Annotated in this window: 20 protein-coding genes; 12 read left to right on the forward strand and 8 right to left on the reverse strand. The window is 49.1% G+C overall.

From position 1 onward, the window contains the following. Positions 1-6: 6 nt before the first annotated feature. The 5 genes from sseA to spiC all read right to left on the reverse strand — a co-directional run bounded on the left by sseA (position 7) and on the right by spiC (position 3935). Positions 7-333, reverse strand: coding sequence for an SPI-2 type III secretion system chaperone SseA (sseA, locus tag ACLJR2_RS07605; RefSeq protein ID WP_000972855.1), 327 nt, complete (start codon positions 331-333; stop codon positions 7-9). A gap of 263 nt (positions 334-596) precedes the next feature. Continuing rightward, positions 597-839: a YscE family type III secretion system co-chaperone SsaE gene (ssaE, locus tag ACLJR2_RS07610; RefSeq protein ID WP_000210204.1), complete on the reverse strand. Its 243-nt coding sequence runs from the start codon at positions 837-839 to the stop codon at positions 597-599. A 7-nt stretch (positions 840-846) separates the two neighbouring features. Next, positions 847-2058 carry a SctD family type III secretion system inner membrane ring subunit SsaD gene (ssaD, locus tag ACLJR2_RS07615; RefSeq protein ID WP_000323785.1) on the reverse strand — a complete coding sequence of 404 codons (1212 nt, stop codon included), beginning with the start codon at positions 2056-2058 and terminating at the stop codon, positions 847-849. Continuing rightward, positions 2039-3532 (reverse strand): SPI-2 type III secretion system protein SpiA, encoded by a 1494-nt coding sequence (gene spiA, locus ACLJR2_RS07620; protein WP_000261287.1) that lies wholly within the window; start codon positions 3530-3532, stop codon positions 2039-2041. Before spiA ends, ssaD begins: the two co-directional genes overlap by 20 nt. A 1-nt stretch (position 3533) precedes the next feature. Further along, complete coding sequence (spiC, locus tag ACLJR2_RS07625; RefSeq protein WP_001562740.1) at positions 3534-3935, reverse strand: SPI-2 type III secretion system protein SpiC; 402 nt, start codon at positions 3933-3935, stop codon at positions 3534-3536. A gap of 400 nt (positions 3936-4335) precedes the next feature. Here spiC and ACLJR2_RS07630 point away from each other — a divergent pair, with 400 nt between their 5' ends. The 4 genes from ACLJR2_RS07630 (at position 4336) to mlrB (ending at position 9805) form a co-directional block, all read left to right on the forward strand. Continuing rightward, positions 4336-7098 carry a two component system sensor kinase gene (locus ACLJR2_RS07630; RefSeq protein ID WP_001534761.1) on the forward strand — a complete coding sequence of 921 codons (2763 nt, stop codon included), beginning with the start codon at positions 4336-4338 and terminating at the stop codon, positions 7096-7098. Between the two features lie 30 nt (positions 7099-7128). Then, positions 7129-7767 (forward strand): two component system response regulator, encoded by a 639-nt coding sequence (locus ACLJR2_RS07635; RefSeq protein ID WP_000666334.1) that lies wholly within the window; start codon positions 7129-7131, stop codon positions 7765-7767. A 178-nt stretch (positions 7768-7945) separates the two neighbouring features. Continuing rightward, positions 7946-8674 carry a MerR family transcriptional regulator gene (locus ACLJR2_RS07640; protein ID WP_000122323.1) on the forward strand — a complete coding sequence of 243 codons (729 nt, stop codon included), beginning with the start codon at positions 7946-7948 and terminating at the stop codon, positions 8672-8674. A gap of 171 nt (positions 8675-8845) precedes the next feature. Beyond that, on the forward strand, positions 8846-9805 hold the full coding sequence (gene mlrB, locus ACLJR2_RS07645) for a transcriptional regulator MlrB (protein WP_001060723.1): 960 nt from the start codon (positions 8846-8848) through the stop codon (positions 9803-9805). A gap of 95 nt (positions 9806-9900) precedes the next feature. Here the strand turns inward: mlrB and fumD are convergent, their stop codons facing one another. The 3 genes from fumD to ttrS all read right to left on the reverse strand — a co-directional run bounded on the left by fumD (position 9901) and on the right by ttrS (position 12584). Next, positions 9901-10113, reverse strand: coding sequence for a fumarate hydratase FumD (gene fumD / locus ACLJR2_RS07650; protein ID WP_000165779.1), 213 nt, complete (start codon positions 10111-10113; stop codon positions 9901-9903). Between the two features lie 97 nt (positions 10114-10210). Then, positions 10211-10831 (reverse strand): tetrathionate respiration response regulator TtrR, encoded by a 621-nt coding sequence (gene ttrR / locus ACLJR2_RS07655; RefSeq protein WP_000190927.1) that lies wholly within the window; start codon positions 10829-10831, stop codon positions 10211-10213. Beyond that, positions 10806-12584: a tetrathionate respiration histidine kinase TtrS gene (gene ttrS / locus ACLJR2_RS07660; RefSeq protein ID WP_001214423.1), complete on the reverse strand. Its 1779-nt coding sequence runs from the start codon at positions 12582-12584 to the stop codon at positions 10806-10808. Before ttrS ends, ttrR begins: the two co-directional genes overlap by 26 nt. A gap of 181 nt (positions 12585-12765) precedes the next feature. Between ttrS and ttrB the strand changes: the two genes are divergently transcribed. The 8 genes from ttrB (at position 12766) to pykF (ending at position 24007) form a co-directional block, all read left to right on the forward strand. After that, a complete protein-coding gene (gene ttrB / locus ACLJR2_RS07665) occupies positions 12766-13500 on the forward strand; it encodes a tetrathionate reductase subunit TtrB (RefSeq protein ID WP_001527654.1) in 735 nt (244 codons plus the stop codon). Further along, positions 13501-14523 carry a tetrathionate reductase subunit TtrC gene (gene ttrC / locus ACLJR2_RS07670; RefSeq protein WP_000149763.1) on the forward strand — a complete coding sequence of 341 codons (1023 nt, stop codon included), beginning with the start codon at positions 13501-13503 and terminating at the stop codon, positions 14521-14523. Further along, a complete protein-coding gene (ttrA, locus tag ACLJR2_RS07675) occupies positions 14516-17578 on the forward strand; it encodes a tetrathionate reductase subunit TtrA (protein WP_001534768.1) in 3063 nt (1020 codons plus the stop codon). Before ttrC ends, ttrA begins: the two co-directional genes overlap by 8 nt. Before the next feature lie 322 nt (positions 17579-17900). Then, a complete protein-coding gene (locus tag ACLJR2_RS07680; RefSeq protein WP_000471822.1) occupies positions 17901-19127 on the forward strand; it encodes a PfkB family carbohydrate kinase in 1227 nt (408 codons plus the stop codon). A gap of 11 nt (positions 19128-19138) precedes the next feature. Further along, on the forward strand, positions 19139-19876 hold the full coding sequence (locus ACLJR2_RS07685; RefSeq protein WP_000697195.1) for a glutamine amidotransferase: 738 nt from the start codon (positions 19139-19141) through the stop codon (positions 19874-19876). A 58-nt stretch (positions 19877-19934) separates the two neighbouring features. Next, the gene (locus ACLJR2_RS07690; protein WP_001000506.1) at positions 19935-20828 is read left to right on the forward strand and encodes a proline iminopeptidase-family hydrolase; all 894 of its coding nucleotides are present in this window, start codon (positions 19935-19937) and stop codon (positions 20826-20828) included. A 21-nt stretch (positions 20829-20849) separates the two neighbouring features. After that, positions 20850-22193 (forward strand): APC family permease, encoded by a 1344-nt coding sequence (locus tag ACLJR2_RS07695; protein ID WP_000756097.1) that lies wholly within the window; start codon positions 20850-20852, stop codon positions 22191-22193. A gap of 401 nt (positions 22194-22594) precedes the next feature. Then, a complete protein-coding gene (gene pykF / locus ACLJR2_RS07700) occupies positions 22595-24007 on the forward strand; it encodes a pyruvate kinase PykF (RefSeq protein WP_000751447.1) in 1413 nt (470 codons plus the stop codon). Positions 24008-24093: the final 86 nt, after the last annotated feature.

A 24093-nucleotide genomic window follows, 5' to 3' on the forward strand; every position in this document is an offset into this window, starting at 1 on the left:
TATGCTTTACCTTTTTGTTTTTCCTGACGGTATCTCCACCGGGGCTTGAGCATTAAGTTGTTTCAGTCGTACTTCAAGTTGTTTAAACAAACTTACTATTTTCTTTAAATCCTTCTCGGCCTCCTGGTTAACCCCGGCAACGCCTTGTGGAAATAGGTTATGAAGAATACTCTCTGTCTCTCTGCTTTTTTTGGGGCTCTCTGCCCTTTCAGCAAGCTGTTGACTCACCTTAGCCCGGATTTGGTGAAATTTTTTAAGACAGTGATTTAGCTGCATGTAACTTTGCTCTAAATCACGATATTCACTAAACGCAGCCTTTTTCTTTATCATCATTCCCCTCCATATACACGATAGATAATTAACGTGCTAACTAAGAGCCTATCCCATTAGGGCTATTTTACTTGCCATTTTGGTCCTGGGCAGTGCTCGCCAAAACGCGTTAGCGTTTTGAACGCCGCTAGCGGCGGCCCGAAGGGCGAGCGTAGCGAGTCAAACCTCACGTGCTACGTGTACGCTCCGGTTTTTGCGCGCTGTCCGTGTCCAGGCTGGCTGCGCCAATTAACGCCTGGTGGGATAGGCTCTAAGATATTTTTACTTTACTCTTGCTCACTCACTACAAGTGCGCTGTTATGGTAACGATAATAAATAATGTTGATGATATTTTCGGCCTGCTCGATCGCTTCAAGCAATAAGGTGTTTTGCTGATATTGCTGCGGATCCTGTAACCTACCGTTGTTCTCTTCTAACTGTTTCCGGGCAGCCCTTAATTGTAAAATTATGCCTTTGGCCTCTTCACGCGAATGAAGCAGCAAATCTTCTAACCGGGTCAGAGTTGTCATTTTCCACTCACTTAAAATCTAATGGATAGTTAATCAAAGTATCATAATGTTTAATCGTTACCACATCGGCACTCAGATGGACAATTTCTCCCCCATTGGGTAACAATGCCCCTACACGTAAACGCTCTTTATTCGTCAGTAATAAGTAATTACCATGGCGACTCTGTACAAAGCCAGCCACTGGCGCAGGCAGATACTTGCTTTCATCATGAGAAGGCGCAATATCCTGATAAATTAAAGAAAGAGCGGGGTCCTTTTTCTTTAATGCTGCTAACGTTTCTTGCAAAATGCGTTGATGAGATTCATCCAGTACACCACTGATAACAAAAGAGCGCCGCATTGGCGTAACATTGACAAGGCCCACTAAACCGTTCTCTATTATCGCAGAAATAATATCATCCCCCTGAGACTGATGAGAATGACTAATCTGCCAGTGCAATAACCCGGGAATATCTGCAAGTAATGGTTGAACCTTACGCCATTGCTGATCCATTTGTATATCATCATGAATTAACACGCTCCCCGGCCCTTCGCTGGATACTTCAGCATGCGGGTAACCCATTTTTATCAAAACATCCTGCACTTCTCGTATCAATAAGTCATCACAGATTACACCGTCCCGATACATGACCCCCCATGATTCGAGAGTCGCTCTCACCTTTTGCATCTGTTCGCTTGACGAGCAATAACCGGACAACTGCAGGCTTCCATCTTCTTTCCATTGCGCCCGCACATAATGAATATTGCTTTTGTCTAATAAAAACTTAACCCGCAAAGGTAAGTCATTTACCGTTTCAGGCTGACCACTAATACTTAACAGGACACCCATTCCACCGATGAAAATCAAGAATACGCCAGCCAACCACCAGTAGCCTGATCTGGAAACGGGTATTTGATAATCAGCAAGTTCACAATCCTGTTTACCAAACGCGATAGCCACTCCCGCAACCTGCAAAACCCCACTGGATGGTAGCGGCTTATTTGGATTAAATCTGCGGCCATTAACTCTAACTCTGGCTTTCCCGGCATCAACAAATAAACTATCTGCCTGTTCTCTCAGAATAATTTTTTCATTTATAGCCAGCGGAATACAAATATCGCATCCCTTCTCCCCCAGTGACAGGTTACCTTCATTCAGCCATACTTCCCGGCCTTGTAAAACGTGACCTAAAAAACGTATTTTCCAGGAACTCTTTGGATTAACCATGAGATATGCCATTATTTACTACTGAGGCTTTAATCAAAAAAAGCCTGATTACACTATGTACTTGAGTCGTATCATTGCGAAACAAATGACCTACGACAGGGATATCGCCCAATAAAGGGATTTTGTTTTGCGAGTGGATTTGTTTACCTTGTTTAAACCCTCCCAGCAATAGACTTTGTCCGGCCAATAATGTGGCTTGCGAAGCAATTTCAGAATTTTGCACTTCGGGTAGCGGATCTGTTTCGCTTTGCGTATCACTTTGTTGTCCATCCTGAATATTAAGATTAAGCATTATTTTTTGCGTGCCATTGTCATTTAACAAGCGAGGTGTAACGCGCAACAAAGAACCCGTAGTGATGGATTCAAGTTTAGCCACTTTTTCTCCCTGCAGTTTGGTATAGAAAGTAATATTTTTATCCAGCACAGCCTGGATATTATTTAAAGTCACCACAGATGGCTGGGAAAGTACATAAGCCTGAGAGCTTTTTTCCAGGGCATTCAAACGCACCATAAAGTTTGAGGTATCGCTGATTACCGTTGAAAAACCGCTAGCACCACCGTCATTCAAACCTGTATTGAACGCAATTTTCTTGCCACCCAGCGACACTGCCGTTCCCCAGTCGATGCCTAACTGGTTAATATCTCCAGCATTAACATCGATAATTTTCACCGAAATCTCTATCATCTGCTGGCGTTGATCTAATTCTGTGATGAGTTTCCGATACCCGGCCATATTGGCCGCATAATCACGAACGATCACTGCATTCTGGCGTGGGTCGGCAGCAAACATGGGCAATGCCTGTGTAGCGGGTGAACCATTGGTCGTCGATGACGCCGGTACGCTGGTTTTACTCATCTCACGCAATACACTCACGACCCCTGGAACCACGACGGACTGATCGCGATATTGGTATTGGGTATCCATCGCAGTGGCATACTTAAGCGTGTATATACTTACACTCACCGCACTGTCTTTTCGTTTGATTAACGCATTATCCAGCACTGAAGCTAATTGACTAATACGAGTCAGACAGCTGGGAACACCGCTCACCTCCACAGCTCTGGTACCGGTAATTTCTTTAACCTCGCATCCCGGTGATGAAAGGATATTCTGGCTGCGTAAGTAATGAATGAACCGTCCAGTAGATAAAATGTTGAAAGTGATAACCTGATGTTTTAATAACGATGCAGGATATACATATAACATGCTACCATCAAACCAGGTAAGCAAATCATATTGTGCTGCCAGGTTATTCAAAATATCGACCGGTGGTCCAGGCGGAATTTTCCCACTAAATGTAGCTGTTATCAATGGGCTAATAGTAATAGCCGTATCATAGTTCTCTGAGAGCAGATGTAAAACCTCTGCTAATGGCATTTGTCTGGCATAAAGGGTGAAGTCATTACCTTTCCATGATAACTCATCACTCTTTGCTGTATTGAGTATAAATAGTAAAATTAAGATTAAACGTTTATTTACTACCATTTTATACCCCACCCGAATAAAGTTTATGGTGATTGCGTATTACATTTTTTAAAATGCATGTTAAAGCCAAGTGTTTTTCTATCTCAATAGCAATAAGCTCAGAGCTACTACTTGTGGTATAATAACCGTTTAACCATCCCCCATCCGCTGTGAGCTGTATAGCATAATCATGGACGTCCGGGTGTGCTGCAAGCAGTAGTGTCACATAGGCAAGACAAGGCTTAGGTAAGCTTTCCAGGTCATTTAAGAACAAAGAAATAGAAAATGCTTCTGAGAAAATTTCTCCTCTGGCAGGATGCCCATCAATAGTCATTATCCAGGATCGGCTATTACCTTCGGCCTTGATATCCTGAATTAATGGAATGCCTTTTAAAACTGCCAGCATGAATCCCTCCTCAGACATAAATGGGAGTTTCTATCAAATTCGCTCACAACCACATCCGTAAAAAGCCTGATTCACATTTATTTCGACTATACTCTTCTTGTACAATATCAGGATGCTGTCTACATATACCTTGTCACAGGCGATTCTATCATTCGGATTTTCCGATAAATTCACAATTGCACTTTCAGCGTTGACATAAAAAATTACAATTTGAAAAATTATTTATTAAATAAACTGTTACGATGTTTTTACATCGCCACCTTATTAAAAAGTAATTGTAGTCATCGACTGGGTTATATATGAAGAAATTTATCTTCCTAATGATAACACCATCGATTAATCTTCTGATGAAACTATATGTACTGCGATAGTGATCAAGTGCCAAAGATTTTGCAACAGGCAACTGGAGGAAAGCATTATGAATTTGCTCAATCTCAAGAATACGCTGCAAACATCTTTAGTAATCAGGCTAACTTTTTTATTTTTATTAACAATAATAATTATTTGGCTGCTATCTGTGCTTACCGCAGCTTATATATCAATGGTTCAGAAACGGCAGCATATAATAGAGGATTTATCCGTTCTATCCGAGATGAATATTGTACTAAGCAATCAACGGTTTGAAGAAGCTGAACGTGACGCTAAAAATTTAATGTATCAATGCTCATTAGCGACTGAGATTCATCATAACGATATTTTCCCTGAGGTGAGCCGGCATCTTTCTGTCGGTCCTTCAAATTGCACGCCGACGCTAAACGGAGAGAAGCACCGTCTCTTTCTGCAGTCCTCTGATATCGATGAAAAAAGCTTTCGTCGCGATAGTTTTATTCTTAATCATAAAAATGAGATTTCGTTATTATCTACTGATAACCCTTCAGATTATTCAACTCTACAGCCTTTAACGCGAAAAAGCTTTCCTTTATACCCAACCCATGCCGGGTTTTACTGGAGTGAACCAGAATACATAAACGGCAAAGGATGGCACGCTTCCGTTGCGGTTGCCGATCAGCAAGGCGTATTTTTTGGGGTGACGGTTAAACTTCCCGATCTCATTACCAAGAGCCACCTACCATTAGATGATAGTATTCGAGTATGGCTGGATCAAAACGACCACTTATTGCCGTTTTCATACATCCCGCAAAAAATACGTACACAGTTAGAAAATGTAACGCTGCATGATGGATGGCAGCAAATTCCCGGATTTCTGATATTACGCACAACCTTGCATGGCCCCGGATGGAGTCTGGTTACGCTGTACCCATACGGTAATCTACATAATCGCATCTTAAAAATTATCCTTCAACAAATCCCCTTTACATTAACAGCATTGGTGTTGATGACGTCGGCTTTTTGCTGGTTACTACATCGCTCACTGGCCAAACCGTTATGGCGTTTTGTCGATGTCATTAATAAAACCGCAACTTCACCGCTGAGCACACGTTTACCAGCACAACGACTGGATGAATTAGATAGTATTGCCGGTGCTTTTAACCAACTGCTTGATGCTCTACAAGTCCAATACGACAATCTGGAAAACAAAGTCGCAGAGCGCACCCAGGCGCTAAATGAAGCAAAAAAACGCGCTGAGCAAGCTAACAAACGTAAAAGCATTCATCTTACGGTAATAAGTCATGAGTTACGTACTCCGATGAATGGCGTACTCGGTGCGATTGAATTATTACAAACCACCCCTTTAAACATAGAGCAGGAAGGATTAGCTGATACCGCCAGGAATTGTACACTGTCTTTGTTAGCTATTATTAATAATCTGCTGGATTTTTCACGCATCGAGTCTGGTCATTTCACATTACATATGGAAGAAACAGCGTTACTGCCGTTACTGGACCAGGCAATGCAAACCATCCAGGGGCCGGCGCAAAGCAAAAAACTGTCATTACGTACTTTTGTCGGTCAACATGTCCCTCTCTATTTTCATACCGACAGTATCCGTTTACGGCAAATTTTGGTTAATTTACTCGGGAACGCGGTAAAATTTACCGAAACCGGAGGGATACGTCTGACGGTCAAGCGTCATGAGGAACAATTAATATTTCTGGTTAGCGATAGCGGTAAAGGGATTGAAATACAGCAGCAGTCTCAAATCTTTACTGCTTTTTATCAAGCAGACACAAATTCGCAAGGTACAGGAATTGGACTGACTATTGCGTCAAGCCTGGCTAAAATGATGGGCGGTAATCTGACACTAAAAAGTGTCCCCGGGGTTGGAACCTGTGTCTCGCTAGTATTACCCTTACAAGAATACCAGCCGCCTCAACCAATTAAAGGGACACTGTCAGCGCCGTTCTGCCTGCATCGGCAACTGGCTTGCTGGGGAATACGCGGCGAGCCACCCCACCAGCAAAATGCGCTTCTCAACGCAGAGCTTTTGTATTTCCCCGGAAAACTCTACGACCTGGCGCAACAGTTAATATTGTGTACACCAAATATACCAGTAATAAATAATTTGTTACCACCCTGGCAGTTGCAGATTCTTTTGGTTGATGATGCCGATATTAATCGGGATATCATCGGCAAAATGCTTGTCAGCCTGGGCCAACACGTCACTATTGCCGCCAGTAGTAACGAGGCTCTGACTTTATCACAACAGCAGCGATTCGATTTAGTACTGATTGACATTAGAATGCCAGAAATAGATGGTATTGAATGTGTACAATTATGGCACGATGAGCCGAATAATTTAGATCCTGACTGCATGTTTGTGGCGCTATCCGCTAGCGTAGCGACAGAAGATATTCATCGTTGTAAAAAAAATGGGATTCATCATTACATTACCAAACCAGTGACATTGGCTACCTTAGCTCGCTATATCAGTATTGCCGCAGAATACCAACTTTTACGAAATATAGAGCTACAGGAGCAGGATCCAAGTCGCTGCTCAGCGCTACTGGCGACAGATGATATGGTCATTAATAGCAAGATTTCCCAATCACTGGACCTCTTGCTGGCTGATATTGAAAATGCCGTATCGGCTGGAAAAAAAATCGATCAGTTAATTCACACATTAAAAGGCTGTTTAGGTCAAATAGGGCAGACTGAATTGGTATGCTATGTCATAGACATTGAGAATCGCGTAAAAATGGGGAAAATCATCGCGCTGGAGGAACTAACCGACTTACGCCAGAAAATACGTATGATCTTCAAAAACTACACCATTACTTAATATTATCTTAATTTTCGCGAGGGCAGCAAAATGAAAGAATATAAGATCTTATTAGTAGACGATCATGAAATCATCATTAACGGCATTATGAATGCCTTACTACCCTGGCCTCATTTTAAAATTGTAGAACATGTTAAAAATGGTCTTGAGGTTTATAATGCCTGTTGCGCATACGAGCCTGACATACTTATCCTTGATCTTAGCTTACCTGGCATCAATGGCCTGGATATCATTCCTCAATTACATCAGCGTTGGCCAGCAATGAATATTCTGGTTTACACAGCATACCAACAAGAGTATATGACCATTAAAACTTTAGCCGCAGGTGCTAATGGCTATGTTTTAAAAAGCAGTAGTCAGCAAGTTCTGTTAGCGGCATTGCAAACAGTAGCAGTAAACAAGCGTTACATTGACCCGACGTTGAATCGGGAAGCTATCCTGGCTGAATTAAAGGCTGACACGACCAATCATCAACTGCTTACTTTGCGCGAGCGTCAGGTTCTTAAACTTATTGACGAGGGATATACCAATCATGGGATCAGCGAAAAGCTACATATCAGTATAAAAACCGTCGAAACACACCGGATGAATATGATGAGAAAGCTACAGGTTCATAAAGTGACAGAGTTACTTAACTGTGCCCGAAGAATGAGGTTAATAGAGTATTAACCAGGGGCGTCCGATGGTATTAAGCATTGGTCATATTTTGATGAGCCTTACGCCACGCAGTATTGCTCATCATCGACAAAATCCATACGGATGCCCTGGTATGCCGCACCATTTATCACTACCTTAGTCTTCATTTGATCATGATATAGTAGAATCCCCTTATTTAACGGGCTTTACCATGTCGTATTCTATCGGCGAATTTGCCAGACTATGCGGTATCAATGCCGCCACGCTAAGGGCATGGCAGCGACGCTATGGTTTATTGAAACCGCAGCGTACTGATGGCGGACATCGCTTATACAGCGATGACGATATTCGACAAGCGCTTAGCATTCTCGACTGGGTGAGAAAAGGCGTACCGATAAGCCAGGTCAAACCCTTACTGTCGCGTCCGGTTATTCGCCTGGGCGATAACTGGATAACGATCCAGGAGACGATGCTTCAACATCTCCACGAAGGGCGAATTGACGCGCTGCGGCAGTTGATTTATGACTGTGGCCGGGAATATCCCCGCGCAGAACTGGTGACCCATTTATTGCGTCCGTTGCGCAGCAAAGTGTCCGCGCATCTTCCCGCCGTGATGACGCTGCGCGAAATACTGGATGGCATCATTATTGCCTACACCTCTTTTTGCCTTGAAGGCGACAGAAAAGCGCCTGGCAACAATGCCTTTATTAGCGGATGGAATCTCTCGGATCACTGTGAAATCTGGCTGGAAGCGTTGACTCGTACCGGACAAGAGCTGCGGCTCAATGTGCTTCCCTCTCCCCCAGTCGTGCTGGCGCCCGAGCTGTTCGCCCAGAGAAAATGGTTCCTGGTGACCACCGGAAAGCTCACTGCCGGGCAGAAAAAACAGCTTGCCCAGTGGCGCAACGTGGTCGCTTCGCTGGAGGTTATCACACTATAAGCGCTGAAATAGATTTCTTCCCCTCATTCTATCTTATTGATATTTAACTACGTCAAAAAAATCTCCGCGAAAACTTAGACAAAAAAACAAAGTTGTGTAAGTTTTAAATCAGCGTGAGATAACATTTTGCACCATTGGCGTCAGTCGTCGTACTTTCAATAAGGGGGAATCATGAATAACAAACCCGTAGTCGGCATTAGCGGATGTCTGACTGGCGCCGCGGTACGCTTTGATGGCGGACATAAGCGTATGGATTTTGTCATGAACTCTCTGGCGCCGTGGGTAGACTACAAACCGATCTGCCCGGAGGTGGCGATCGGCCTGCCCGTGCCCCGCCCTGCGCTGCGTCTTATCCAGACGACCTGTGGCGACATTCGGATGCGCTATAGCCATGCCCCGCACGATGACGTCACCGAGCGAATGAATGCCTTTGCCGATCGGTTTCTGCCAACAATAGGCGAACTGGCGGGGTTTATTGTGTGTGCAAAATCGCCCAGTTGCGGAATGGAGCGCGTTCGCCTGTATGATGAAAAGGGTAACAGGGGCCGCAAAGCTGGCACGGGGCTGTTTACCGCCGCGATGATGGACAAATATCCCTGGCTGCCGATAGAGGAAGATGGTCGCCTGCACGATCCGGTACTACGCGAGAATTTCATCGCACGTATCTTCGCGCTACATGAATTAAATGCGCTACGCGCGCAGGGCTTGAGTCGTCACAGTTTGCTCGCGTTTCATAGCCGATATAAACTTCAGCTTCTCGCCCACCACCAGGCCGGCTACCGCGAAATTGGCCCTTTCGTCGCGCGTCTGCATGAGTGGGACGATCTGGATGCCTTCTTTGTCCGATACAGAGAAAAACTGATGGCTATCCTGCGACACCCCGCTTCACGTAAAAATCACACCAATGTGCTGATGCATATCCAGGGCTATTTTCACCGCGCGTTGAACAGCAGGCAACGCGCGGAATTACGCGAGGTGATTCTCGGCTACCGGGCGGGCCGACTACCTATCCTGGCACCGTTAACGCTGCTGAAGCACTATCTGGCGGAACATCCGGATGACTATCTACGCAGCCAGAATTATTTTGAGCCGTACCCTGATACATTAGGGCTGCGCTTAGCCATCACCTGATAACCCTGCGCATCGCTAACGGCGGGCAACCCGCCCGCCATGGTGACAATCGCGACAATTCAAAGGCGATTTCGTTATTGCCACCCTGATAGCGGCTATGACCGCGCCAGAGCGTTAATCACGGTTTCCATAGCCTGTTTTTCTAACGCGCTACGTTGGATGCGTTGATTCGCCAGCGCGGTTCTTAACACGCCCGCAATAACAATATATTTAGGCTCCTGCCCCAGATCGCGCATTTCCAGCACGACCTTGCCCACCACCCGGCACATCTCGCGGTACAGTTCGTCATCTTTTGTCGGTTTTGTCATACGTTTTACTCGTCGCCAGCTCAAACCAACAGAATATAACAGTCTTCTCAATTAAACAAAATTTGATGCAAATCAAAGAAATAACGCAGTTTATTATTCATGGCTCATACGTTGTTCGTATTCTGGTCTCTGGCGAGGCCATTTTTTCGAAACGCCTAATCAGTTCCGCCAGGCTACCGGCCTGCATTTTTTCCATGACTCTGGCGCGGTGTACCTCTACGGTACGCACCGCGATATTCATCGCTTCCGCAATTTCCCGGTTCATAAATCCTTTTGCCACCAGGCTGGCCAGCTCACGCTCTTTCGGCGTCAACTGCTGATAACACAGTATAATCTCACGGCGCGCCACCGCTGCCGATGAAACCGTCAGCGCACGCTCCAGCGCCGCCTGTAGCGGTTTTACCGATACCGGTTTTTGCAGAAAATCGACGGCGCCGCGTTTCATCTGCTCCACGGCCATCGGTACATCGCCATGCCCGGTAAGAAAAACAACCGCCAGGGTACTTCCGCACTGGCGCAACGCATCATGAACGCCCTGCCCATCCAGTACCGGCATTCGCATATCCAGTAATACGACCCCGGCCTGATACAGACTGGCCTGCGCCAAAAAATCCGCCCCCTGCGTCCAGCATTTTACGTCATATCCCAGACTTTCCAGTAAAAACGCGCACGCGTTAGTGACCGCCGTATCATCATCCAGTAGATGAATTGTCGCCATCCCTGCCCCCATTTTCATGTAAGAAATGTATCGTAACCACCGTTCCCGACAGACCGTCCGGCGCGGTCTGGTTCCTGATGCTGATATCGCCCTGCCCATACCGCACCAGCCGCTGGCAAATCGCCAGTCCTAAGCCCATCCCCTCTTTACGGGTGGTCATAAACGGCTGAAACGCCTGACGTAATAGCGCCTCGTCGATTCCCCCGGCGTTATCCTGTAAAACAATACTGATGCCGTTTTCAGTGCATTCAGCAACGACCCATAAATGGGTGGCGCCCGCCTGAGCCGCATTAAGAATGATATTCGCCAGCACCTGTTCCAGCAGCATTGATGGCAGCGTTACGCGCAGCGCAGCGCTAACCTCGGTATGCAGAGTCACTGTCGGAAACTGTTGCGCCATACGCAACAATTGCCAGACATGATCAATCGCCTCGCGAATGGCTATGGCCTTCCACGCTTCGGTTAGCACCGGGTTGCCCTGCGCCTGGCTGACCCAGTGACGCAGGTTACGCAGAGTATCCGCACCGCGTTGCGCCTGCTGGTCAATCTGCTCCAGCGCCGGCAGCAAGGGATGCTGTTCATCTGCAGCGCGCAGTCGAATCAGGCACCCCTGGGCATAATGTCGAATCGCGGAAAGCGGCTGATTAAGCTCATGGGCAAACCCGGAGGTCATTTCACCCAACACGCTCATTTGCCGGGCGGTTTCCAGCGCCCGCTCATGCTGATGAAGAACTACGCTATTACGTTCCAGTTGCTTTCCACGTCGACGCACCAGCAGCATGACCCAAATATAATTGAGCGTGAGCAACAGGAACGCCAAAATCACGCCGCCGACCATTAGCTGGTGCTGGATTAACCAACTTTTGACATCCAGCCACAGTCGACGCTGCTGAGGGTGCTGACGAACATCACGCAGCAACGCTTCCACCTGACTGGTCGACGCTGGCGCGCCCCAGTGAAATGACGCGGCGGCGGGCGCGTTGAATAGCGCTCGCGTTACGCGATCCGCCAGCGCATCGCTTACCGCAGGTAGCGCCGCGAACGACCAGTCAGGATATAACGGCGTACTGGTTAAGCAAGGCAGGGGCGTCGGTCGGGAAAGCAGCGCGATAAAGTCCTTTTTATTAATCAATCCTTCCTGATCCATATTTTCTAACAGGCACACTGGCACAATTGCCGCCTGCACCGCTTTTTCGCGCAGCATATAGATTAAGGCATCGCCAGGAAATCCGGTAAAACGAAGATGAAAATCGCGCTCCGGGCGTAAGCCCGCGTCGCTGAGCGCTTTATAGCCTAATAAATAGCCGCCAAACGCCTGAGCATCAATCGCGCCGACTGTCTTACCGATGAGATCATGCGCCGTGGTGATGCCGCTATCGCGCCGGGTCAAAATCACGCTGCCAATAACATTACTCACCGCTTTCCCATCGCGCGTGGAGCGCAGGGAAGCTAACCAGCGCAGCGGCGCATGGCTGTTCAGTTGGACAAATTGCGCCGGGTTGGTTATCACAAACTGCACGGTTCCCTGGTTAACGGCTTCCTGCATTTGATGCAGATCCAGCGGCTGGATGTGAAAGGTTTCGCCTGGAAGCTGTTGGCTTAATGTCTTTGCCAACGGTTGCCAGTGGCTACGCGTAGACGCCTCGCCGCGCATGGCCAAAACACCGATATTCCACGTCCCTGCCCACGCGCCATGACAAAGTAGCCCTACTGCCGCCAACACCGCCAGGCGCCTTACGGTTTTACCTCTCACCCCAATATCCCTGTCAATTATGTTGTTTTAGATCAACAACAAGCCGGGTATGTGGTTAACCACAATAGAGCGCACCCCGCCTCGATTTTTACACTGTAAATCATCAACATTTTTTATTCATTACACATGAACCAACATCGTGACAAATGTTTCATTGTTGGCAATGTGGACGGGAGTCAATATGGACAGCAGTAAACGGCAATTTCTCCAGCAGCTCGGCGTCCTGACCGCTGGCGCCTCGCTGGTTCCGCTGGCTGAAGCGAAATTTCCTTTTTCGCCGGAGCGGCATGAAGGCTCTCCCCGACACCGTTACGCCATGCTTATCGACCTGCGGCGTTGTATCGGCTGTCAGTCCTGTACCGTAAGTTGCACTATTGAAAACCAAACGCCGCAGGGCGCGTTTCGTACGACCGTGAACCAATACCAGGTCCAGCGTGAAGGTAGTCAGGAAGTCACGAATGTGCTGTTGCCGCGTCTGTGCAACCATTGCGATAACCCCCCCTGTGTGCCGGTCTGCCCGGTACAAGCCACCTTTCAGCGGGAAGATGGCATTGTGGTGGTGGATAACAAACGCTGCGTCGGCTGCGCCTATTGTGTCCAGGCGTGTCCTTACGACGCCCGATTTATCAATCATGAAACGCAAACTGCCGATAAATGCACGTTTTGCGTCCATCGTCTGGAAGCCGGGCTGTTACCCGCTTGCGTAGAGTCCTGCGTCGGCGGCGCGCGTATTATTGGCGATATCAAAGATCCCCATAGCCGCATCTCCACCATGCTTCATCAACATCGCGACGCTATCAAGGTATTAAAGCCGGAAAACGGCACGTCGCCCCATGTTTTCTACCTGGGTCTGGACGACGCCTTTGTCACCCCATTAATGGGCCGTGCGCAGCCCGCGCTTTGGCAGGAGGTCTGAATGACGCATTCACTCATCATTGAAGAAGTGCTGGCTCACCCGCAGGACATTAGCTGGCTGCCGTGGGCGGTACAATATTTCTTTTTTATTGGCATTGCCGCCTGCGCCGCACTGTTTGCCTGTTATCTTCACTGGCGGAAAAAAGACGCCGCAACAGAAGAAAATCGGGCATTACTGATTGCCATTACCTGTGCGATTACCGCACCGCTGGCGTTGACGGCGGATCTGCACCAGACCGCCCGCGTCTGGCATTTCTATGCCTGGCCGACGCCCTGGTCGTGGATGCCCTGGGGAGCGTTATTCCTGCCGCTGTTTACCGGGTTTCTCGCGCTGTGGTTCCTGGCGCAGCAAATAAAACGATTATTCAATAAAAGTTACAACGTCACTAAATGGTTGGCGTTAGCCAGCGCGCTTTGCGCGGTGGGCCTGTTGATTTATACCGGCCGCGAAGTCTCCGTTGTGCTGGCGCGCCCAATCTGGTTTAGCTACGCCTTCCCCGTGGCGATGTTTCTTAGCGCCTTACAGGCGTTCTTCGCGCTGATGATTGTCGCCGCCCGACGCGACTCGGTAAGGCTGCCAAAAATATTGTGGGGACAACTCTGGACGCTGGCGGCGCTGGGGCTGGTGGTGGCCATGTGGGTTAGCGGCGATACGCTTTCCGGCACGGCAATCCGTCAGTGGATTTCCGTCGCCCTGTCAGCCAAATATTACGCTGTCGGCTGGCTAGCGCTGTGGGTATTCACGCTGCTGTTCTGTAGCCTGGCGCTACGTCATCCGTTATCGCAGCTAAGACGCGTCCTGCTGGTTCTGAGCGCGCTGGCGCTATGTTGGCTGATGCGCTGGACATTGTTGATTCAGGTACAAACCGTACCCAAGTTCAACACGCAATTTAACCCTTACTCGTTACCAGGCGGAACGGATGGCTGGCTGGCTATTCTCGGCACCTTCGGCCTGTGGATAGCGCTACTGATTATTATTCGTGAAACGCTGAACGGACTCACCAGGAGATTACAACATGGCTAATTTAACCCGTCGTCAGTGGCTAAAAGTCGGTCTCGCCGTCGGTGGGATGGTCACTTTTGGTCTGAGCTACCGTGATGTGGCGAAACGCGCAATTGATGGCCTGTTAAACGGGACGTCCGGCAAGGTAACGCGCGACCGCATCTTTGGCAATGCGTTAATTCCGGAGGCGCAGGCGCAAACGCACTGGCAGCAAAATCCACAACAAACCATCGCCATGACGCAATGCTTCGGCTGTTGGACACAGTGCGGTATCCGCGCCCGGGTTAATGCCGATGGCAAAGTGATACGCATCGCCGGCAATCCCTATCACCCCTTGTCGCAGGAACACCCGATTGACTCGTCCGTCCCTTTTAGCGAAGCCATGGAGCAACTGGCGGGAGAAAGCGGTCTTGACGCCCGCTCAACCGCCTGCGCGCGCGGCGCCACGCTGCTGGAAAGCCTGTACAGTCCGCTGCGACTGCTTGAACCAATGAAACGCGTGGGTAAACGCGGCGAAGGGAAATGGCAGCGCATAAGCTTTGAGCAGCTTATTGAAGAAGTCGTGGAAGGCGGCGATCTGTTTGGCGAAGGCCATGTGGACGGACTGCGCGCTATTCATGCGCCGGATACGCCAATTGACGCAAAGCATCCCAGTTTCGGGCCCAAAACCAATCAGTTACTGGTCACGAATACCAGCGACGAAGGCCGCGATGCGTTTCTGCGTCGTTTTGCGCTAAATAGCTTCGGCAGCAAGAATTTCGGCGCGCATGGCGCCTACTGTGGACTGGCTTACCGGGCCGGCTCCGGGGCGCTGATGGGCGATCTGGATAAAAACCCGCATGTCAAACCCGACTGGGAAAACGTGGAGTTTGCGCTCTTTATGGGCACCTCCCCGGCACAGTCCGGTAATCCCTTTAAACGCCAGGCGCGTCAGTTGGCGAGCGCCCGGCTGCGTGAGAATTTTCAATACGTCGTGGTTGCCCCCGCCCTCCCCTTATCAACGGTGCTCGCCGATCCTCGCGGTCGCTGGCAACCGGTCATGCCCGGCAGCGATTCGGCGCTGGCAATGGGGATGATCCGCTGGATCATGGATAATCAACGTTATAATGCTGATTATCTGGCGATTCCCGGCGTACAGGCGATGCAGCAGGCCAGCGAGCAAAGTTGGACCAACGCCACGCACCTGGTCATTGCGGATGAACTGCCGACGCTTGCCGGACAACACCTGACGCTACGCCATCTTACGCCCGATGGCGAAGAGACCCCTGTCGTACTGAATACCGACGGCGAGTTGGTCGATGCCTCCACTTGCCGACAGGCACGGCTTTTCGTGACGCAGTACGTTACGCTCGCCGACGGCCAACGGGTCACGGTGAAGAGCGGGTTGCAACGCCTGAAAGAGGCGGCAGAAAAGCTCTCGTTGGCGCAATACAGCGAACAGTGCGGCGTGCCGGAAGCGCAAATTATCGCGCTGGCGGAAACCTTTACCAGTCACGGACGTAAAGCTGCGGTCATCAGTCACGGCGGCATGATGGCCGGCAATGGGTTTTATAACGCCTGGTCGGTCATGATGCTTAACGCGCTGATCGGCAACCTCAGCTTGTCCGGCGGCGTCTTTGCCGGCGGCGGCAAATTCAACGGCGTTAGCGACGGTCCCCGCTACAACATGAACAGTTTTGCCGGAAAAGTGAAACCGTCAGGGTTAAGTATTGCCCGTAGCAAAACCGCTTATGAAGCATCGGAAGAATACCGCGACAAAATTGCCGGCGGGCAATCCCCTTATCCAGCCAAAGCGCCGTGGTATCCCTTTGTGGCAGGCCAGCTTACCGAACTGTTGACCTCCGCGCTCGAAGGCTATCCTTATCCGCTTAAAGCCTGGATTTCCAATATGAGCAATCCGTTTTACGGTGTTCCCGGTCTACGCGCCGTGGCGGAAGAAAAGCTAAAAGACCCTCGCCGACTGCCGCTCTTTATCGCGATTGACGCCTTTATGAATGAAACGACGGCGCTGGCGGATTACATTATGCCGGATACGCACAATTTTGAGAGCTGGGGCTTTACGGCGCCCTGGGGCGGCGTAGCCAGTAAAGCCACTACCGCCCGCTGGCCGGTTGTCGCCCCCGCCACTCACCGAACGGTGGACGGGCAACCTGTCTCAATGGAAGCATTTTGTATTGCGGTAGCAAAACGGCTCCATCTGCCCGGCTTCGGCGACCAGGCGATAACCGATCCGCAGGGCAATACTTTTCCACTGAACCGGGCGGAAGATTTCTATCTGCGCGTAGCCGCTAATATCGCCTTTATGGGCAAGACGCCGGTCGCGCCGGCAAATCAGGAAGATATTTCGCTTACCGGCGTCAGCCGCATTCTGCCAGCAATTCAGCACACGCTTAAAGCTGATGAGATCGGTCGCGTGGCGTTTATCTACTCGCGTGGCGGCCGGTTTGCGCCCGAGGATAGCGGCTATACGGAGCAACGGTTAGGTAACGCGTGGAAAAAACCCTTACAGATCTGGAATGCAGATGTCGCCGCCCACCGTCACGCCATCACCGGGGAGCGTTTCAGCGGTTGCCCGGTCTGGTATCCGGCGCGTTTGTCAGATGGTCGTGCGATTGACGACCAGTTTCCCATTGGGCAATGGCCGCTGAAACTGATTTCATTTAAATCAAATACCATGTCCAGCTCAACAGCCGTCATCCCGCGCTTACACCATGTGAAGCCAGCAAACCTGGTGGCGCTGAATCCGCAAGACGGCGAGCGTTATGGACTGCAACATGGCGATCGGGTACGGATCATTACGCCGGGCGGTCAGGTCGTGGCGCAAATCAGTTTGTTAAATGGCGTGATGCCAGGCGTCATCGCCATCGAACACGGATATGGTCACCGCGAGATGGGTGCAACGCAGCACTCTCTGGATGGCGTGCCTATGCCGTATGATCCACAAATCAGGGCAGGCATAAATCTTAACGATCTGGGCTTTGCCGATCCGACAAGAACCATTACCAATACCTGGCTCGACTGGGTTTCCGGTGCGGCAGTACGTCAGGGGCTGCCGGCAAAAATCGAGCGTATATAACCCCAGGGCCGGAGAGCGATATCGTCTTATTTCGTCGAGGGTAGCGACTGATAAGCGAACGCTGTCCGGCTGCATATACTCACTGAATCGTGCAAGCCCAACTATTTTACGTTCACCTCGTCATATTACATAGAAAATATATGACAACACTCACAAAACTATTTTCCCCTTCTGTAAGCAATTAATATTTAACACATTGACTGCGCTTCTGATTATTGACATTCATTTGGGGTTACTTCCGGTTGACCGCATAATCTGTGATTGAATTCACCGCATGACAACATTGCCATAAATACAATTCAACTCACTACCCGGAGGCAATATGTTTAAAGAAGAAAGACGTCATGCCATCATTAATTTACTGATAAAGGATAATAGTGTTAGCGTCAGTAAACTTTCAGACCTTTATAAGGTTAGCCAGGAGACTATTCGTTCCGATCTACGCTATTTCCAGAAATCAGGTATGCTTCAGCGTTGCTATGGCGGAGGGATTTTAAACCGTGACGCGCTGAGTAAGCTTATCACTGAAAATAAGATTGATATCTCCAGTACTATCGCCACGCCAATCCATCAGGATGCAAAACTGCGCCGGGAAAACACAAAAAAAGCAGGCAAGGTGTGTGTTTTAGGCTCCTTCAATATTGATGTTTCAGCAACCGTGCCGTGGTTTCCACAAAGCGGAGAATCCATTCTGGCCAGTCAATTTGGATTCTATCCTGGCGGTAAAGGAGCCAACCAGGCTTTAGCGGCAAACAATGCCGGCGCTGCGGCGCATTTTATTTTTAAAGTGGGTAAAGATCAGTTCAGCGCATTTGCTATGAATCATATTATTCAATCAGGCATCACCTCATACAGCGCGTATCAAACAGATAAAGCGCCCACCGGTAGCGCATTGATCTATGTCTCCGCCGTGGATGGCGATAATATTATCGCCATCTACCCTGGCGCCAATATGATGCTCACCACGCAAGAGATTAACGAGCAACACCGTTATATCGCCGAGTCTGACGTTATGTTAATGCAGCTCGAAACGAACATTGAAGCGTTGACTGAATTTATTCGCCTGGGCAAACAAGAAAATAAAATGATCATGCTCAATCCTGCCCCCTATACGAAACAGGTGACGCATTTATTATCTGATATTGACATCATCACGCCGAATGAAACTGAAGCCTCTTTTTTATCCGGCGTAACCATTACTGATATTAATGATGCGAAAAAAGCCGGAAATATTATTCTGCAATCCGGGGTGAAAAAAGTCATCATTACCCTTGGCGCCCGTGGCTCTCTGCTCTGTGAGCACGCCCGCACGTTGTATATTCCTGCGTGGAGCGCCGTGGTAAAAGATGCCGCTGGGGCCGGTGACGCTTTTAATGGCGCCTTAGCCGCCGCGCTGGCGCGACAAGCAGATATGGTCGCAGCCATTCAATATGCCTCCGCTTTCGCTTCTCTGGCGGTGGAACAAGTCGGTGCGTCGAGTATGCCTCAGCACTTGCAGGTTTTACATCGAATGCGAACCCAATCTAATAAAGTCATTCACATTAATTAACAGGTGACATAATGAAAATTTTATTTATTGGCGAATCCTGGCACATTCATATGATTCACTCTAAAGGTTTTGATAGCTTTACATCGAGCAAATACGAAGAAGGCGCAGACTATTTATTATCCTGCTTACGCCAGAGTAATATCGATGTGGACTACATGCCTGCCCATATTGTGCAAACTCGTTTTCCACAAACCGCCGAAGCATTAGCCTGCTATGATGCGATCGTCATCAGTGATATCGGTAGCAATACGTTCCTGCTACAAAACAGAACCTTTTATAATATGGACATTATTCCTGATGCATTACAACTTATCGCCGATTATGTTGCTGAGGGCGGCGGTCTGTTGATGATCGGCGGCTATTTATCCTTTACGGGAATAGAAGCAAAAGCCAATTATAAAAATACGGTTCTGGCGGAGGTATTGCCGGTTGATATGCTGGATGTAGATGACCGCGTAGAACTACCGCAAGGATGTAAAGCAGTAAATACTGCGGTAGAGCATGTTATTACCCAGCCATTTAGCGAATGGCCGCCGCTATTGGGCTATAACAAGCTTATCGCCAAAGAAAATAGTCAGGTCCTTGCTGAAATTAATGGCGATCCACTGTTAGTTATGGGTACTTACCATAAAGGGAAAGTATGTTGCTTTGCCAGTGATTGTTCACCGCACTGGGGAAGCCCGCAGTTTCTGCAATGGGAACATTACGCCACCTTCTGGTGTAATGTTTTACACACAATAAAAAAATAATATTACCCAGACGAATATAAATTTCGCCTGCCCTGCCACACACTGAGTCATTAAGAATATGAATGATACTTATCTCTATGGCGAAATGTTTTCTGAAAACATATTGACAAGCTATCGGATTTATGGAGACAGAAAATCATTACTCACGCCGCTCATTATCCTTCACGGCGGCCCTTCTGGCGGCTTTGATTATTTATTAAATTATCGCCATCTGGCTGATGACGGGCGCATGGTAATATTTTACGATCAATATGGCTGCGGTCGTTCAACGCATTTTCCTCATGCCGACGCGTCTTTCTGGACTATTGCGCGTTATCTCCGTCAATTAACCCAATTAATTAATCACCTGGGTATCGGACAAGGGTATTCGATACTGGGACATTCCTGGGGCGGAATGCTTGCCGCAGAGCACGCCTGCTTACAGCCTGCCGGGCTTCGCGGGACGATACTGGCCAGTTCGCCGGCCAGTATCGCCCTGTGGCAACAGGAAGCCATACGGCTCTTTAACGCTCTGACGCCAATGTCCGATGACGATATCAAAAACGTCATTATGCCCGCCGTCATTTATCAAAACCCACCGGAACAGCTGGTCGCTTATTATGCCAGGCACGTTTATACCCTCGCGGAAGAAGCCGTTCATGTTCAGCGATCTAATGCGCAGTTCGCCGCCGACCCTACGGGTTATCACATTTTATGGGGAACCAATGAACTGGCGGCAAATGGCAAACTTGCCGACTGGGATATTACGCCCCATTTGTGCCAGATACGCTGTCCTGTTCTGGTACTACGCGGCGAAAACGATCAGGCAACCGAGCGCGTCGTCTCTCCGCTGCTCTCTCACATTTCAGACTGCCGCGCGGTCACTATTCCCGGCAGCAGCCATAACCCGCATGAAGAAAATATCGCGCCCTGCCTCGCAGCGGTAAGCGCGTTTTTACGCGATCTGGCATAAGAAGCCATTAAGGTATTTATCATGAAAAAAGTCAAAAAATTGTCTCTTACCGATTTAGTGCTTTATGGTCTGGTGTTTATGGTGCCTATCGCGCCAGTCTCTCTTTATGGCGTCGTTTATAATCTTTCGCACGGTATGGTTGCGCTGGTTTATATTATTGGCGCGATCGCGATGTTTTTTACCGCGTACAGCTACTCTACCTTATCGCAGCATATCTCCTCGTCGGGTTCGGCCTATGCGTATGCTGGCGTATGCATTAATCCCGCCGTAGGGTTTCTGACCGGATGGATATTACTGCTGGATTATCTTTTGTTCCCTACGCTCGTAGCGGTGCTGGGCGGCGTCGCGGTCCACGCTATTTTACCGCAAATCCCGGTCTGGGTCTGGCCGTTGATTTATGTGGCTATTGGCACCGGAGTCAACTATCTCGGGATACAGCAAACGGCGAAATTTGATAAGTTACTGGTCTTTATTCAACTCGGTATTCTGGCGATTTTCGTGCTACTCATTGTCCGTCTAATGATGCAGGACAGTAGTCAGATAACGCTTTCCTTCCGGCCTTTTTTCGATTCACAGTGGTTCACTCCTGGGCTCATCGCGACGGCGATTTCGGTGGCTGCGCTGAATTTTCTCGGCTTTGACGCTATCAGTACATTAAGTGAAGAAAGCGAAGGCGGGGGACGCGCCGTCAGTAAAGCAACGCTGTTGGCGTTAGTTTTGGCGACGGTACTGTTTATTATCGTTGTGGCGTTTGCGGCGTTCGCCACCGGTAATGTCGACCGCTTCGCGGAAGGTAATGCGACGAATGAAGCATTTTTCACCATTGCCGGCAACGTTGGCGGTATCTGGCTCAAAGTGGCGTTTTCCATCATTGTGGCGTTTGTGTGCGCCGTCGGCAACATTATTACCGCGCAAACGGCGGTGTCCAGAGTGCTATTTTCAATGGGGCGCGACCGAATGTTGCCCGCCTTCCTCGCTCACGTCCATACCACGCGTAAAACGCCGGATTATGCCATTCTGTTTACCGGCGGCGTCACCCTACTGCTCAGCTACCTGTTTTCCGGCAAGATTGAATCTATCTCCACGCTGGTGAACTTTGGCGCGCTTTTCGCTTTTTTTGTCGTGAACCTGTGTGTGTTTATCCTGTTCAATTTCCGGATGAAAGCCCAGCGGCGCATTTTCGCCCATGTCATTTCGCCGATCATGGGGATGATCGTCATCGGCTACGTCTGTTTAAACATGAACATTCACGCTCTGATACTCGGAATTAGCTGGGCGGCGATCGGGATAGCGATACTGTGCTACCGAAAAGCACACAACCAAAACATCGCCATCGACCTGGAAGGCAAAAAGTTGCTCGATTGACATTATGCGCAACAACACCAGCTGTTGCGCAACGCCGCCCCTGTTCGGGCGGCGTCATCGCCAGCGACATCGTAAACAGCGTAATAACAAACCGTTGTGGATCTGCACAGATGTCTTTTGAAACAGGGTTTTCATTTTCCTTTTTTGTAAATTTCAGCGTATAATGCGCGCCAATTGTCTCTTGAATGGTTTCAGCGCATTGGACTGTAAAACTCAACGACTAAAATTATCCCCTTCCCGTTGGGCTGAAACGCGAGCACACATTCCTCTGCACGCTCTTTCGATGTCACCTATCCTTAGAGCGAGGCATCATCACTTTAGCAACACAGGCTTAGCTTCCGGGCCGTGCGCGCCCGAAGCCAGATTTCCATATCCTCCTCAACTTAAAGACTAAGACTGTCATGAAAAAGACGAAAATTGTTTGTACTATCGGTCCGAAAACCGAATCCGAAGAGATGTTAAGCAAAATGCTGGACGCGGGCATGAACGTGATGCGTCTGAACTTCTCTCATGGCGATTATGCAGAACACGGTCAGCGTATCCAGAACTTGCGCAACGTGATGAGCAAAACTGGTAAAAAAGCCGCTATTCTGCTTGATACTAAAGGACCAGAAATCCGCACCATTAAACTGGAAGGCGGTAACGACGTTTCGCTGAAAGCGGGCCAAACCTTTACTTTTACCACCGACAAATCCGTGGTCGGTAATAATGAAATCGTTGCCGTCACCTATGAAGGCTTCACCAGCGACCTGAGCGTTGGCAACACCGTCCTGGTTGACGATGGTCTGATCGGTATGGAAGTGACCGCCATCGAAGGCAATAAAGTCATTTGTAAGGTGCTGAACAACGGCGATCTGGGCGAGAACAAAGGCGTTAACCTGCCGGGCGTTTCTATTGCTCTGCCGGCGCTGGCTGAAAAAGACAAACAGGACCTGATCTTCGGTTGCGAACAGGGCGTTGACTTTGTTGCGGCCTCCTTTATCCGTAAACGTTCTGACGTTGTCGAAATTCGCGAGCATCTGAAAGCCCACGGCGGCGAAAACATCCAGATTATCTCTAAGATCGAAAACCAGGAAGGCCTGAACAACTTCGATGAAATTCTCGAAGCTTCTGACGGCATCATGGTTGCGCGTGGCGACCTGGGCGTAGAAATCCCGGTTGAAGAAGTGATCTTTGCGCAGAAAATGATGATCGAAAAATGTATCCGCGCACGTAAAGTCGTGATCACCGCGACTCAGATGCTGGATTCTATGATCAAAAACCCGCGTCCGACCCGCGCAGAAGCAGGCGACGTTGCGAACGCCATCCTCGACGGTACGGATGCGGTTATGCTGTCCGGCGAATCCGCCAAAGGGAAATACCCGCTGGAAGCCGTTTCTATCATGGCGACCATCTGCGAACGTACCGACCGCGTCATGAACAGCCGTCTGGACTACAACAACGACAGCCGTAAACTGCGCATTACGGAAGCGGTATGCCGCGGTGCGGTAGAAACCGCCGAAAAACTGGAAGCGCCGCTGATCGTGGTAGCGACCCAGGGCGGTAAATCCGCTCGCGCCGTGCGTAAATACTTCCCGGACGCCACCATCCTGGCATTGACCACCAATGAAGTGACCGCCCGTCAGTTAGTACTGAGCAAAGGCGTGGTATCGCAGCTGGTGAAAGAAATCAATTCTACTGATGATTTCTACCGTCTGGGCAAAGATGTCGCCCTGCAAAGCGGCCTCGCCCAGAAAGGCGACGTCGTAGTGATGGTCTCCGGCGCGCTGGTTCCAAGCGGCACCACTAACACCGCCTCTGTTCACGTACTGTAATAATTGTTGTGTGAATTAATTTGTTTAAAAAAGCGCCCTTCCGGCGCTTTTTTTATTTAATCGATAGCCACTATTAATAAAAAAAT

Origin of the sequence: Salmonella sp. SAL03688, assembly GCF_046551895.1 — a bacterium.
Taxonomy (GTDB): domain Bacteria; phylum Pseudomonadota; class Gammaproteobacteria; order Enterobacterales; family Enterobacteriaceae; genus Salmonella; species Salmonella enterica.